Here is a 15,093-nt window from a genome sequence, read left to right as displayed (position 1 = left end):
CAGTTCAGTCAGTTGGCGTGGCACACCCGTGGGTGCCACTAAACACGCCGTGAGGCGAGGTCGCGGGTAAAGACAGTCATAAGGACAGACATCGAAGGAGCTAAGGCTCCGGTGGCATCAGGGCGGCGTCGCCGGTCATGGCCGCCACCGTGCGGTCCAGCAGCGCCAGGTCGACTCGCCCCGGATCGACATGCAAGGTCAGCCGGGCCTGCGCACCAGCGAGATCCAGCACCATCAGGACATCTCGCTTGGGTGCCCCGCCCTCCTTGATGAAGCGCGAGGTCACGTCGGCGTGGCCACGCTGAACTGCGCCTGTGCTCAAGCGCTCCATCTCGGGCTGGATGGCCATCACATTGGCCAGCGGGTTCAGCTCGCCCAGCGGCCTGCCCAGGTGTCGCACCAGCAGATGCTCGAAGCTCGGCCGCGGGCTGAACAGGGTCTCCATGCCACGGGCCAGCGAGTCAGCGGACGGCTCGTCACGGGCCCAGCGCAGCAGAGCCGTGTCATTCAGGTAGCCAGGCGTGGCGAGGAAGCGTCCGTCGAGCATGCGCGCCGATGTCGGCACGCTGAGGACGAAGTGCTCCAGCCCGAGCACCGCCAGCGCCGCCCGCGCGAAGGCCTCCAGGAAGGCCACGAAAGGCGTGCAGGCCGATTCGGCGACACGCCGCTCCAGGCCACGCACGAAGTCCGGGCTGAGGGCGTAGGTGCGGTGCAGGCTGCGGGAGGCCGCAGGCGCGTCATATCGGTCCGCCGCCACGAAATGCATGGCCCGTCCGTCCAGCTGGCGGATCAGCGCAGCCAGCGTGTCCATGGATGGGTCCACTTGCCGGTCAGCGCTGAGGCGCCAATGGTTGTACTCGCGCAGCGAGGCCGCAGCGGCCAGCGACTGCACGGCAGCGGCTGGCGCGTCATCGAGCAGCTCGAAATAGGCGTTCACCAGGGCGATCAGGGCCACGCTATCGACCAGGGCATGGTGGAAGGCGAACACAAGCAGGTCGGTCTCGCCGCTCTGCACCAGCAGCACGCGCACCAGGCCCTTGCGCAAGTCGAAGCGGGGCTTCAGGAAGGCCGCAATGGCTTCGGATGCCGCCGCCCCCTCACCCACAACGGTGGACGACCACAGCGCGGTCGCCTCGGCACGGCGATCCAGGCGAAGTTCCGGCGCCTCGTTGACGAAGACCGTCAGCAGGTCCGGGGTCAGGCGGCACAGCGCCTGCCAAGCTGCCCGGTACTGGGCCTCGGTCCGGCCTGCCGGCACGGCCAGCACATGGGGCACGGTGTAGCGCGTGTCGCCGATGACTTGCTCGAGCGCCCAGAAACGGGCCAAGGTCAGGGCCAGTTCGACGGCGCTGCCATCGCTATCCACAGGCGGGACGGCGGCATCGGACGCTGCCTCATCATTGGCGAAGGCAAGCCCCGGAGCATTGGTCAGCAAGGCGGCACAGCCGGCCACGGTGGGCGTTGACAGCAGCGCCTGCAGAGGCAAATAGATGCCAAAAGCACGGCGCATGGCCTCGCGCAGGGACAGCAGCTTCAGCGAATGCCCGCCCAGAGCGAAGAAATTGTCATCGACGCCCATCTCGTCGACACCCAGCGTCTGCTGCCAGATGCCGCACAGCCGGTGCTCCAGGGGCGTGCGCGGCGCGACGCGCGCCAGCGGCCGCGCATCGGCCGATGACGGGGGAGCAGGCAGGGCGCGGCGGTCCAGCTTGCCGTTGGGATCCAGCGGTAGCGCGTCGAGCAGGACCCAGGCTGAAGGCACCATAGGTTCCGGCAGAAGCGCTGCCACCTCGGCCTTCACCGCTCCGAGGTCCGCGTCGCCACAGACATAGGCGACCAGGCGCCTCTCGCCGGGCTGGTCTTCCCGAGCCAGCACTGCGGCTTCCCGCACGCCTGCGCAGCGCATCAGGACCTGGGTGACCTCTGCAGGCTCGATGCGGAAGCCCCGGATCTTGACCTGATGGTCGATGCGGCCGAGGAAGGCCAGGCGTCCATCGGGCCGCCAACGGACCAGGTCGCCCGTCCGATACATGCGGCCACCGGCCGGCCCGAAGGGGCAAGGCAGGAAGCGCTCGGCCGTGAGGCCGGGCTGCCCGAGATAGCCGCGGGCCAGGCCGGCACCGGCGATGTACAGCTCGCCTGCGACGCCCGGCGCCACCAGCTCCAGCGACTCGTCAAGCACATGCAGCGCTGCGCCCGCAATGGGCCGCCCGAGAGGCAGGGGGGCGTCATCGTGGAGGGAGGGAACGCGCTCGCAGCAGACATGCGTGGTGCATTCGGTCGGCCCGTAGAGGTTCACGACCGTGCAGTCCGGCCAGGCCGACTGGATGCGCCGAACCGTGTGCGGAGGCATCCGGTCGCCGCCGCTCAGGAACTGCCGCACCGGCCCCAGCGACGCCAGTTCGTGCTCGACAAAGGCCTCGAAGAGCGAAGCCGTCATGAACACGGTGTCCACCCGCCCGGCCCCGATCGCCTGCGCCAGTTCAGCATAGCCCAGACGCCCGGGCGGCGCCATGACGACGGTGCCGCCGTTCAGCAGCGGCCCCCACAGTTCCAGCGTCGATGCGTCGAAAGCCATCGGCGAATGGAACAGGAAGCGGGTCGTGGGATCGAGCCGGGCGTAGCACTGGCCGCGCACGAGCCTGAAGATGCTGTGCTGCTCGATCACCGTTCCCTTGGGCTGCCCCGTGGTCCCCGAGGTGAAAATGCAACAAGCCGCCGCTCCGGCATGACGGGGGACGTCAGGTGCCTCGCGCGGCTGTGCGTCGATGAAGGCGCGGTCCTCGTCGACCAGCACGCAGGGCACCGTGGGTCTGGGCAGGCTATCCAGCAGCGAACGCTGCGTGATCCAGGCCTCGGCGCCCGCAGTCTGCAGGATCAGTGCCAACCGTGGCGCCGGATAGAGCGGATCCAGGGGCACATAGGCGGCACCAGCCTTCAGGATGGCCAGCACCGCAACGGCATAGTCCGCACCGCGATCGAGCAAGACCGCGACCCGCCGGCCCGGCGTCAGCCCGCGTGCCATCAGTCCCTGCGCCAGGCGGTTGGCCCGCTCGTCGAGGTCGGCATAGCAGATGGGTCCCATGGGGCCGTCCACGGCGGGTGCCTGCGGCGCTGCACGGACCTGCCGCTCGAAGGCATCGACCAGGCTGCACGGCGGCTCCATGCCAACCGGGTCGGGACCCAGGCCGAGGGCCAGGACTGCCGCCCTCTGCGCCTGTGGCATCCGGGGCAGCTGGGCGAGAGGAACGTCCGGCGCGGCCAGCCCCGTCGCCAGCGTGTGGACGATCTGCTCGCCCAGGCCGCGTATGGTGTCGGAGTCGAACAGGTCGGCGTTGAATTCGAGCACGGCCGCGATGCGAGGGCCGCTGTCGATCACCTCGAAGCTGAGGTCGAACTTCGCGCTATGGCTGGCAACGGCCAGGGCCGTCGCCTCCACGCCGGGCAAATCGAGCGCACCGCCGCTGGCGCCGCTTTTCTCGTAGCCGAGCATCACCTGGAACAACGGCGAGCTGCGGCCGCCGCGCGCCGGTGCCAGCGCCTCCACCACCTTCTCGAAAGGCAGGTGCTGGTGTTCGTGGTTGTCCAGCAGCGCCGTGCCGATGGCCTGCATCAGCCCGCGCAGACTGAGCCCGGGCTGGAGGCGCACACGCAGCAGCTGGGTGTTGACGAACAGGCCCACAACGCGCTCGAGGTCGGTCTGGCTGCGATTGGCCACCGGATAGCCGATGCACACATCCTCCTGCCGACTGCGCCGATGCAGTTCCACCATCAAGGCTGCGGCCAAGGCGCTGAAGGGCGTGAATCCCAGCGACTGCGTGACCTGGCGCAACTGCGTGACCTGCTCGGCGCTCAGGCACACCGGCACACTGGCCGCCCGGTGGCGGCCCTGGGCCGGTCTCGGATGGTCCGTCGGCAGCTCCGCGGCCTCCGAGACACCCTCGAGCCGACGCTGCCAGTACTGCAGCCCCCGGGCCATGGTCTCGCCACGGAGCCAGTCATGCTCCCAGTCCGAGTAGTCCGCGTACTGAAACCCTGGCGGCGGCAGCTCGCGTCCGGCATAAAGGGCGGAGATCTCGTCGACGATGAGCCCCACTGACCAGCCGTCGCAGGCGATGTGGTGGATGACCAGCTGCAGAAGGTGCCGCTGCGGTCCCAAGTGGACGAGGCAGGCCCGCAGGGGCGCGTCGGTACTCAGGTCGAAGGGATGTGTGAGCTGGCGCTGGAGCAGCCCATGTGCAGCCTCCTCCGGCGACGCCTGTTCCGCAGTGTCGACGCACGAAAAGTCCAGCGGCATCTCCCCATGGACCTGCTGTTGGAGTTCGCCATCCTGCTCGCGATAGCTCGTCCTCAGCGCGTCATGGCGCTGGCAGACGCGTCGCAGCGCCTCCTGGAGTCGCGGGACATCCAGCGCTCCGGACAGACGCCAGGCCAAGGCCACGTGATAGCGGTCGGTGCCGGGAACGCTCTGCTCCATGAACCACATGCGGTGCTGAGCGAACGAAGCGCGGGCCACGTAGCCGGTAGCCGTCGCGGACAGTGCGGCTTCCATCAGGCAACGGCTCCCTGCAGATGGAGTCGGAGGCTGCGCGGGGTCATGTCGGTCCAGTGGGTCTCGATGTAGGCCAGGCAGCTGTCGCGCGACGCGGGTCCGTCGACCGGGATCCAGCCGGCAGGCAGCGCGCGATCGGCAGGCCAGATTGAGTATTGGTCTTCGTCATTGCGAACGACCAGGAACGGCGTATCGTTATTCATAGGCATCTCCAGGTAAGTTGATGAGCCAGGGGGCTGCGTGCCTCAGCGCCGATCGCGGCGAACCAGCGGCGGTGCGGCCGGAGCCTCGGCCACGTGGCCGGCCGTCGCATCCAGGGCGGCGGCGAACCTACGGACCGTGGGTTGCTCCAGCAGCAGCCGCAGCGGTACCGGGCGCCCCAGGCGTTCACTGAGCCGGGCCACAATCTGTGTGGCCAGCAGGGAGTGCCCGCCCAGCACGTAGAAGTTGGCATCGCAGCTCAGGCCGGGCACGCTCAGGCGCAAGACATCGGCCCATATGTCCGCGACCAGTTGCTCCGTCGCGGTGGAAGGCCCTGCCCCATCGGCCACTGGCGCCGCCACCACCGTGATGGCGGGCAGGCGCTTGCGATCGACCTTGCCATGCGGTGTCAGCGGCAGCGACTCCAGGAAGCTCCAGTGCGTCGGCAGCAGCGCCTGCGGCAGCCGACCCTGCAGCTGCTCGCGCAGCCCCTGCCCCGTCAGCCCCGCTTCCCCCACCACATACGCCGCCAAGCTGCGCTCACCATCCGCCTCCTCCTGCGCCACCACCACGCTTTGCCTCACCCCGGCCACCGCCGACAGCGCCTGCTCGATCTCCCCTGGCTCGATCCGCACCCCGCGGATCTTCAGCTGCTGGTCCGCACGCCCCAGGTACTCCAGCGTCCCTCCCTCCAGCCACCGCACCACGTCCCCCGTCGCATACATCCGCCTCCCCGGCTCGCCGTACGGGTCCGGCACGAACTGCCGCGCCGTCAGCCCCGGCTGCCCCAGGTAGCCCCGCGCCACGCGCTCACCCGCCACATACAGCTGCCCGGCCACGCCCTGCGGCACCAGATTCAGCGCCGCGTCCAGCACGTACACCTGCGTACCCGGCAAGGGCTTGCCAATGGGCACCCAGGGACCCGCGCCCGCCGCCGCCCCGGCCAGCGGGCCCATGCAGCAGGTCACCGTCGCCTCAGTCGGCCCGTAGGCGTTCAAGCTCCTCACCCCGGCTGGCGCCTGCCGCGACCGCGCCGCCAGCGCCGCCTCGCCCCCGGCCACCACCAGCCTCAGGCTCCTTGCCTGGGCCAGCTTCGCCTCGCCGCTGAGCAGGTGCCAATACGCCGTGGGCATGTCCACCACCGTCAGCCCTTGCGCCTTCACGAACTCCATCATCTCGTCGGGCGACCAGGCCGCCTCTCCGCGCAGATACACCGACGCCCCCGCGCACAGCGGCGCCAACAGCTGCTCAATCGCCGTGTCAAACGTCGACGCCGCGAACTGCAGCACCCGGTCCTGCGCCTGCAGCTCGTAGCGCTTCACGCACGCCGCCAGGTGCGAGCCCAGCGCCCCGACATCCACCGCCACGCCCTTGGGCCGGCCCGTCGAGCCCGACGTGAACAGCACATAGGCCAGTTGCCGCGGGTGCACCTGCGGTGCTGGCCCCAGCGCCTCCCAGGCCTGCGCCCCCTCCGCAGGCGCCTCTTCAGGCACCTCCTGCAAGCGCCCGTCCTCCTGCAGGCACAGGCACCGCACCTGCGCCGGCACACGGCCCTGCAGCGCGGGCGTGCTCAGCACCAGGCTGGCCCGCACCTCCTGCAGCTGCAACTGCAGCCGCGCCTCAGGCGCCTGCACATCCAGCGGCACAAACGCCACCCCCGCTCGCAGCGCCCCCACCACCGCCACCGCATGGGCCAGGCTGCGCGGCAGGCACAGCGCCACACGGTCCTGCGACCCCAGGCCCAACTCGCGCAGCCGCTGCGCCAGCGCGCCCGCCCGAACATGCAGCGCCCCGTGGCTCAGCCCCCTCCCCTCGCACCACAGCGCCAGCGCCTGCGGCTCCCGCTTCGCCGCCGCTACCAGCTGCCCGTACACATCCACCACCGCCTCGCCGCCCTCCTGCAGCGCCTCTCCCGTCCCTTGCGCCAGCAGCGCCGCCCTCTCCTCATCGCTCACCAGCGGTAGTCGGCTCAGCGGCTGTTCTGGCTTGTCCAGCAGCACCGCCAGGACGCGCCTGAATTGCCGCATCAGCGACTGCATCAGCCCGGCATCAAAAGCCGCCCTGTCGTACTCCAGCGTCACGAGAACGCCGGCCTCGTCGCGTTCCACGCCCATCTGCAGGCGATCCTTGGCATGGGGAGCGGCCATGGGCGTCAGGACGAGTTCGCCGCCGTCGACCTTCAGGGCGCGCCGCGCTGTGGCCTGGTAGTTGAAGCCGATCAGCCGGCGAAGGACGGCCGGGTCCACCTTGGCCGCCTTCATCGCCTGCATCAACGACGGGAACGGCAGGTGCCGGTCGTCCAGCAGGTCGAACATGGCATCGGCCACCTGGGTGCACAAGGCCGCCAGCGTCATCTCCGGATCGAGCTGCCCGCGCAAAACACCGAGGTTGGTCAGGTAGCTGATGCCGACCTGACTGGCTTCGTCATCACGTCGGCTCACCGGAATGCTGAAGCCCAGATCCCCCTGGCCGGTGAACTGCCACAGCGCGACCTGGAATGCCGCGAGATACAGCGCCGCCGGCGTGGCATCGTGGCGGTTCGCAGCGGCCTCGACGCGCTGGACGAAGGTGACTGGCCAGCGGGCGGCCACGTGAGCAGCTGGATAGACATGCAGGTCCTGCGTCACGGCGGCAGCAGGCAGCGCCAGGGCCGGCAGGGTGGCCAACCGTATGGCCTGGGCCGCCAGCCTGCGCTTGCTGGCCTCGCTGCCAACATGGGCACGTTCGGCCGCCACGGCGGCCGCATGGTCGTAAGGCGAGACTGATGGCGTCTCAGCCTGGGGCTTCGCCAGTGCCGCCTCCAGTTCTTCGAGCAGCAGGTCTGCGGACGGGCCATCAAAGACAAGGTGTGACACCGTCAGCACCAGGCCCTCGCCCCGGCCGTCAAGGCCTTGGACCCGCAGGACGCGCAGCAAGGGTCCTGCCTTCATGTCTAGTGGGCGGACCGCCTCGCGGGCTGCGACATCCAGCAGCTCGCCCTGCACCTCCTCGACGGCCATGGTCACCGCCCTGGTGTCGAAGCAGGGCTGGTGGCGATCCAGCACCACGCGGGCGCCCAGCAGGGGATGCCGGCTGATGAGGCGGGCCAAGGCTGCGGCGAGCCGGTCGGCCGGCGGCAGCACCTCGCCCGCGAGCGGCAGCACCACGTTGTAGGCGGCACTGACATCGCCACTGATCTGCCCTAGAAACCACAGGCCTTGCTGGCCGATGCTCATCGGAATCATCATCTGTCTACCATTGGAAGAAGGGGGGTGGCCTGCGAGCGGGTGGTTGCAGGAGGTACGCGCAGTCCGCCGCCAGCAACGCGCAACAGGCAGCCGGTCAACAGGCACAGCCCGAGGCAGGACATCAGCGCACCCAAGGCCCCGGCGGTGCCCAGGCCCCAGAGCACACGTGCAGCTGGCCACGCCTGCAAGGCCGGCCGCATCAGCTGCTCAGCCAGCGGCACGGAGATCAGGATGGAGACCGGCGTCAGCGCCGAGGACACCAGACGGCGCGCTGCAAACACCCGCCCCTGAACGTCAACCGGCACATGCGACTGCCACACCATCTGCAGCCATGCCACCAGCAGAGAGGTCACCAGGCCGGTGCACGAGGCCAGCAGACACAGCAGGGCCGGCTGGCGCACCAGGCCCCAGACCATCATCAAGGCGGCGAACAGCGCGGCGCAGCCCAGCACGCCGTCCTCACGCGCATGGCCGCCCAGAATGCGCCAGCTCAGCAGCGCACCGGCCGCCAGGGCGCCTGCGCCTTCCAGCGCAGCGGCCATGCCCAGCGTGTGCCCGTCTGCGGCGGCCAGCACATAGGGGCTGAACGAGGCCGTGAAGATCGATGCCACCAGGTTGTAGCCGGTGATGAACAGCATCAGGCGGCGCAGGGCCGGGCGTTGCCATATCCATTGCAGCCCGAAGCCCATCTCAACCCACCAGCGACGCGGCGGCGCCGTCTGGGCCACCGTCCCCAGCTGCGGCCCCGGCACGGACAGCAGCCCGCACAGCGCCACAACGGTCGAGACGCAGTCGATCGCCAGGGCGCCGCCCAGTCCGACCCAGGTGACAGCGGCCGCGCCAAGCACCGGCCCCAGAACCAGCACGATCCCTTCGACGATCTGCTGCAGCCCGTTGACGCGCTCCAGGTCATCCCGAGGCACCAGCATGCTCACAACCACGCTCATCGTGGTCCAGCGCAAGGCTGCAGTGCACGCCATGGTGGCGGTCACGAAGCCGACGCCCCAGGCATCCAGGCTGCCCCGGTGCCACGACCAAGCAGCGGCCAGCACGGCGGCTGCAGTGATGCATTCACTGACGGCCAGCAGCAGGCGCTTGTTGAAGCGGTCCACCAGCACACCCGTGAGCGGCGTGACCAGCAAGGACACGAGGGCGGAGACCACGGCAATGGCGGCAAACTGGGCATACGAGCCCGTCTGCTGGTAGAGCCAGACGTCGAGGGCAATGCCCGTCAGCACCGAGCCCATGGCACTCACGCCTCGCGTGAGGATGAGGCGCATCGCCAGGCGCGTGCTGCTCGCCACCGTGCGCATCAGTGGTGCTCCTGGGTGATGCGGATGTCGTCACCATGGACGCACACCACGCGCAACTCCGAGGCATAACGCTCCCCCTGCGCGTCCTGCAGCCAGAGGTCGCCGACATCCGGCAGCATTTCACTCACGACGATGTCCCCTTCCACCCCGCCCGCACGCACCTGCTTGGCGAGATGTCGCACAAGCAGGGGGCTGCTGAGGTCGCAGAAGAAGGGCTTGTCCTCCCAGGGCGCCTTGACGAACACCCGCTCCGGCCACCCTTGCTCAGCCGCCATGCGGTGCAGGGCTCGGAAGGCCGCCCGATCGTCCGTGACACCTTCCAGCACGGCCGCCAGCTGGGCCACCGGCACCCGCCAGGACTCGCGCTGCACGACCAGACGGTCCAGAGTGATGCGCGGCGTGTGGACACGCCGGTGGAGGACGCCGAAGTGATTCATCACCGACAGGGACAGGAAGTCGCCGACGACATCGAGCAGGTCGGCGCTCCAGCCGTCGCGCTCATCCCTGACCACCAGGCGGTCCCCTTCCCGGACGACGTCGAGGTCGGCGATGTGCTTGGCCATCGAGGGATTGCGAGGTACGGCGTCGAGCGAGAAGAGGATCTCCACGATGCCCGCCGGGTCTTCCAGCCATTGCGTCCGGATGGGCGTGGCGGAGGCGCTGGTGCTGAGCCTGGGCAGCGGGTAAGGGTCCCCCAGGTCCGCCCGGAGCTGGGCGCGCAGACGCTCAGGCTGAGGGTGCAGCGAAGCAAACATATTGGTGGCAATGGTGTTGCAACCCAGGTGGACCTCCCCGAGCACCGCCAGCGCCTTGCCCTGCAGCCAGCCGGCAGCATCCGTGGTGCAGAACATCAGGTCGGGGGACTGGTAGCGCGCCTGGGCCCAGACACGCCCCTGCTGCGGGAAGGCCTGCACGAAGGCCTCCATCAGGTCGGTGCAGCGACGCTCGACCCGGCGCTGCCCGGGCTCGTCAAAGGGCTTGAGCAGCTGCTCCCAACGCTGGCGCAGCTCTTGAGCCAGGGCCACGATGGGCTCCTGGTCTACGAACACGATGGACTGGATGCGCAGCCAGAAATCATGCAGCGCCACGCGCCCCTGTCCATTCGCCTGGCCGGCGCCCATCAAGGCCGCGTGGGCTTCGAGGAAACGGGCCTGGAAGGACTCCGCAGCGCGTGCTGTAAACCAGCGTCCGCTGCTCAGCACGAAGTCCAGCGGCCCCCGCAGGCGGTCAAGGGCAGTCTCCGGCCACTCCACCTTGATGTCACGGTGGCAGTCCTCATAGACCAGTGCACGCCCACCGTAGGGCTCTCCACCGCGACGGCGCGGCGCGCTGCCAGTGAGCTCGTGGAAGACGGCGTCCAGGTCCTGGAGCGCCTCGGCGAGCCGGGCATCGTCACCCCGGGCCTGCGCAAGGACGTCGCGTGCGGCGCAGAGTCGTTTCAGGCCTTGCAGCGCCTCATGGCGTGGGGCTTCGTCGGGCAGCTGCAGCAGCTCCTGCTCCAGCGTCAGCTCAGGCTGGGGATCCGTTGTCGGCACCCTGAAGCCCCATTGAATGCGGTCGGCCTGGTACAGACGCTCAAGCGCCTCCAGGATGTCGTCGCTGTCCCGCCAGGCAGAGAAGGGATTGGCCAGCAGAGCCTCCGCGATGATCCCCGCTGGGGTCACGCCATCACAAAGGCTCAGCAGCTGAGCCTCCCCCGGTTCCAAGGCCAGGCATGCACCGCCTGGCAGATATAGGCAGTCGTTCTCGAGCCGACAGATCGGCTGCAGGCGCGGGGCGAGCCAGGGTCTCATGGCGGGATCGGCGGCCAGACGCTCTGCGTAAGCATGCAGCGGCCAGTCCTCGAAGCGGACCGTGCGCTCGCCGACCAGCGCCGGCCCACGCTCGAAATGCCCCGTGCCCTCGCCGCCGAGCCGGATCCAGGCCATGGGTCCGAAGAAGCCGATGGTGTCGTTCTTGAGACAGTAGCGCTGCAGATAGTTGGTCAGCAGTGCCTCGCGCTGCCGTCGGCGGGTGCCTGCCATGTCCTCGCCACGGGCGAGCGGGTCCAGCGCGGTGGTCAGCGCGGCGTGGTTCTGCCAGGAGACTGCCTGGCGCAGCAGCGGGTCGCCGGCCGCCTTCCGGAGCGCCTCGGCGCTCCTGGTCAGGGCCTGTTCGTAGGCAGTTTCGAAAGACCGGCGCGCGGCTTCGGTCCGCTGCAGCGCTTCGTTCAGCGCCAGCGCGCTGTCGGCGGGCAGCGCAGCCAGGGCTGCCGGCCGACAGCGCTGCGCATCCTTGAGTGCCCGCTTGCAGGCAGCCAGGGCCTGTGTGTGCTCCGGGTCGCCGTCCTTCAGCCGGGCCAGCAGGCCGTCAAGGCACGCCTTCAGATGCCGCTGTGCGGCCCGCCAGGCTGCCGCTGTCGCGGCTTCGTGGGTGTCCAGCAGGCACGTGGCGGCCGCCAGCGCCGGATCCGCCAGCGACAGCAGATGCTCGGCGGGGAAGCCGGTGCTGCGCAGCACGGCATCGCGCCACAGACGCCAGCCCTGTGCACCGGCGCGGGTCAGGTGAGGTGCCGCCGCCCCGGCCAAGACCGGCGGCGTTCGAAGTTTCAGGGGTGTCGTCATGCTTGTGTCTCCAGGATCGCCGCATCGAGGTGCGCCGCAATGCGCCGAACCGTGCCGGCGCGGAAGAGCTGGCGCAGCCCGGGCGCCACGCCGAAGGCCTTCGCACAGTCCGAGGACAGGCGGACAAGCTTCAGGGAATGGAAGCCGTGGTCGGCCAGCGCGTCGTCCAGCCCGATGCCCTCATGACCCGCCAGACGGCGCACCAGGGCCAGCAGCTGCGTGGCCGTGTCATTGGCCGGCCCTTCGGCCCCGCTGGCCCTGCCTGCCCCATCGGCCACTGGCGCCGCCACCACCGTGATGGCGGGCAGGCGCTTGCGATCGACCTTGCCATGCGGTGTCAGCGGCAGCGACTCCAGGAAGCTCCAGTGCGTCGGCAGCAGCGCCTGCGGCAGCCGACCCTGCAGCTGCTCGCGCAGCCCCTGCCCCGTCAGCCCCGCTTCCCCCACCACATACGCCGCCAAGCTGCGCTCACCATCCGCCTCCTCCTGCGCCACCACCACGCTTTGCCTCACCCCGGCCACCGCCGACAGCGCCTGCTCGATCTCCCCTGGCTCGATCCGCACCCCGCGGATCTTCAGCTGCTGGTCCGCACGCCCCAGGTACTCCAGCGTCCCTCCCTCCAGCCACCGCACCACGTCCCCCGTCGCATACATCCGCCTCCCCGGCTCGCCGTACGGGTCCGGCACGAACTGCCGCGCCGTCAGCCCCGGCTGCCCCAGGTAGCCCCGCGCCACGCGCTCACCCGCCACATACAGCTGCCCGGCCACGCCCTGCGGCACCAGATTCAGCGCCGCGTCCAGCACGTACACCTGCGTACCCGGCAAGGGCTTGCCAATGGGCACCCAGGGACCCGCGCCCGCCGCCGCCCCGGCCAGCGGGCCCATGCAGCAGGTCACCGTCGCCTCAGTCGGCCCGTAGGCGTTCAAGCTCCTCACCCCGGCTGGCGCCTGCCGCGACCGCGCCGCCAGCGCCGCCTCGCCCCCGGCCACCACCAGCCTCAGGCTCCTTGCCTGGGCCAGCTTCGCCTCGCCGCTGAGCAGGTGCCAATACGCCGTGGGCATGTCCACCACCGTCAGCCCTTGCGCCTTCACGAACTCCATCATCTCGTCGGGCGACCAGGCCGCCTCTCCGCGCAGATACACCGACGCCCCCGCGCACAGCGGCGCCAACAGCTGCTCAATCGCCGTGTCAAACGTCGACGCCGCGAACTGCAGCACCCGGTCCTGCGCCTGCAGCTCGTAGCGCTTCACGCACGCCGCCAGGTGCGAGCCCAGCGCCCCGACATCCACCGCCACGCCCTTGGGCCGGCCCGTCGAGCCCGACGTGAACAGCACATAGGCCAGTTGCCGCGGGTGCACCTGCGGTGCTGGCCCCAGCGCCTCCCAGGCCTGCGCCCCCTCCGCAGGCGCCTCTTCAGGCACCTCCTGCAAGCGCCCGTCCTCCTGCAGGCACAGGCACCGCACCTGCGCCGGCACACGGCCCTGCAGCGCGGGCGTGCTCAGCACCAGGCTGGCCCGCACCTCCTGCAGCTGCAACTGCAGCCGCGCCTCAGGCGCCTGCACATCCAGCGGCACAAACGCCACCCCCGCTCGCAGCGCCCCCACCACCGCCACCGCATGGGCCAGGCTGCGCGGCAGGCACAGCGCCACACGGTCCTGCGACCCCAGGCCCAACTCGCGCAGCCGCTGCGCCAGCGCGCCCGCCCGAACATGCAGCGCCCCGTGGCTCAGCCCCCTCCCCTCGCACCACAGCGCCAGCGCCTGCGGCTCCCGCTTCGCCGCCGCTACCAGCTGCCCGTACACATCCACCACCGCCTCGCCGCCCTCCTGCAGCGCCTCTCCCGTCCCTTGCGCCAGCAGCGCCGCCCTCTCCTCATCGCTCACCAGCGGTAGTCGGCTCAGCGGCTGTTCTGGCGCTTGCACGGCAAGGTCCAGGAACTCGAGAAACTGCCGCGCCAGCCGAGCGGCCGTCGAGCGTTCGAAGCGGTCCTCGTTGAACTCGAGCCGACCCCGAATCTCGCCCTCAGTGCCGGCGCAGATCCACGCCAGGTCGAAGGGGGCGCCCGTGGACACGCGCGGCAAGCGCTCGACGGCCAGCCCGTGGAGTGCCAGCGGCGGCGTGTCGTTGGGATTCAAATTCAGCAGGACACGCACCGTGCCGCTGGCCACGATCTCGTTGAAGGGAAGGCCCTGGTGCGGCCGCGCCTCCTGCAGCGAAGCCTGCACGCGATTCAGTAGCGTCAGGAAGTTGTCGGCCGGCGTCAGCTGGACGCGCAGCACCACCGTGTTCATCAGGCAGCCCACCAGGTCCGCCAGACCGGGATCCCTGCGCCGCGCTACCGGATAAGCGATGCACAGGTCCTGCGCGCCCGTGATGCGGGACAGCCAGCCCGCCAGCGCTGCCGCAAGCACGCCAAACGGCGTGGCACCGCGCCTGGCCCGAAGCGCATCCACGGCTTGTGCCAGCCCGGAGGGGGAAGCGAAGGGCACGGAGTCGCCACGCCGTCCCGGGCCCGACGTACTGGCGCGGTCCAGTGGCAGGGGAAGCTCCGGACACGAAGCCGGGAGCAGGGCATGCCAGTAGGTCCGGGCAGCGTCCTCGGACAGCGCGTCACGCCGGGCTACCCGCTCCAAGGCCTCGGGATCCTCGTCGGGCAGACGCAGGAGCTTGTTGCCGACCCGGGCTTCATACAGCGCCTGCAACTCCCGGGCGATGACCGCCATCGAGCCGCCATCGCCCGCCACATGATGGACGACCACCAGCAGCCGATGCGCGTCCTCGCTCTCGCGCAGCAGCAAGGCCCGCAACGGCAGCTCGCTGGCCAGCATAAAGCGCTGTTGCGAGGCTGCACGGATCGCCTCGTCCAGGGCCGCCTGGCCCAGCCCCCGCATGTCGAGGCTCTGCCATTGGAGGCTGAGTTCCGGCCGTCGCAGCCGGCGCACCGTGCCAGCATCCTCCAGAACGACGCTGGACAAGGCCTCATGGCGCTGGGTCAACTGCGTCAAGGCCATGCGCAGGGCCTCGACATCCAGCGGCCCGACGACCTGCCAGGCGACAGGGATGTTGTAAGCGCCATGCGCGCCCGCAACGGCCTCGGCCAACCACATCTGCAGAGCCGATGCGTTCAGCTCCCTGGACGCAACCACGGGGGCCGCCGCCAGCGAGGGGGCCGGGCTGGTGGACGACTTGTTGCTCAC

At 70.0% G+C, this 15,093-nt stretch carries 6 protein-coding genes; all 6 read right to left on the bottom strand.

The window, feature by feature from the left end:
• Positions 1-100: 100 nt before the first annotated feature.
• Genes ACG00X_RS23005 through ACG00X_RS22980 form a run of 6 tightly spaced genes read right to left on the bottom strand, consistent with a single transcriptional unit; the run spans position 101 to position 15,093 of the window.
• Positions 101-4,552 (bottom strand): non-ribosomal peptide synthetase, encoded by a 4,452-nt coding sequence (locus ACG00X_RS23005; RefSeq protein ID WP_394491991.1) that lies wholly within the window; start codon positions 4,550-4,552, stop codon positions 101-103.
• Positions 4,552-4,755: an MbtH family protein gene (locus tag ACG00X_RS23000; RefSeq protein WP_394491989.1), complete on the bottom strand. Its 204-nt coding sequence runs from the start codon at positions 4,753-4,755 to the stop codon at positions 4,552-4,554. The genes ACG00X_RS23005 and ACG00X_RS23000 overlap by 1 nt, the downstream gene beginning before the upstream one ends.
• A 42-nt stretch (positions 4,756-4,797) precedes the next feature.
• Positions 4,798-7,980 (bottom strand): non-ribosomal peptide synthetase, encoded by a 3,183-nt coding sequence (locus ACG00X_RS22995; protein ID WP_394491987.1) that lies wholly within the window; start codon positions 7,978-7,980, stop codon positions 4,798-4,800.
• Positions 7,977-9,293 (bottom strand): MFS transporter, encoded by a 1,317-nt coding sequence (locus ACG00X_RS22990; RefSeq protein ID WP_394491985.1) that lies wholly within the window; start codon positions 9,291-9,293, stop codon positions 7,977-7,979. The genes ACG00X_RS22995 and ACG00X_RS22990 overlap by 4 nt, the downstream gene beginning before the upstream one ends.
• Positions 9,293-11,896, bottom strand: a complete 2,604-nt coding sequence (locus ACG00X_RS22985; RefSeq protein ID WP_394491983.1) for a lantibiotic dehydratase — start codon at positions 11,894-11,896, stop codon at positions 9,293-9,295. The genes ACG00X_RS22990 and ACG00X_RS22985 overlap by 1 nt, the downstream gene beginning before the upstream one ends.
• Positions 11,893-15,093, bottom strand: a complete 3,201-nt coding sequence (locus ACG00X_RS22980; RefSeq protein ID WP_394491980.1) for a non-ribosomal peptide synthetase — start codon at positions 15,091-15,093, stop codon at positions 11,893-11,895. The genes ACG00X_RS22985 and ACG00X_RS22980 overlap by 4 nt, the downstream gene beginning before the upstream one ends.

Source organism: Pelomonas nitida (genome assembly GCF_043555975.1).
In the GTDB taxonomy this organism is placed as follows: Bacteria; Pseudomonadota; Gammaproteobacteria; order Burkholderiales; family Burkholderiaceae_C; genus Pelomonas; species Pelomonas nitida.
Note: the sequence above shows the minus strand (reverse complement) of the source record. Positions and strands in the feature narration are given on the sequence as shown.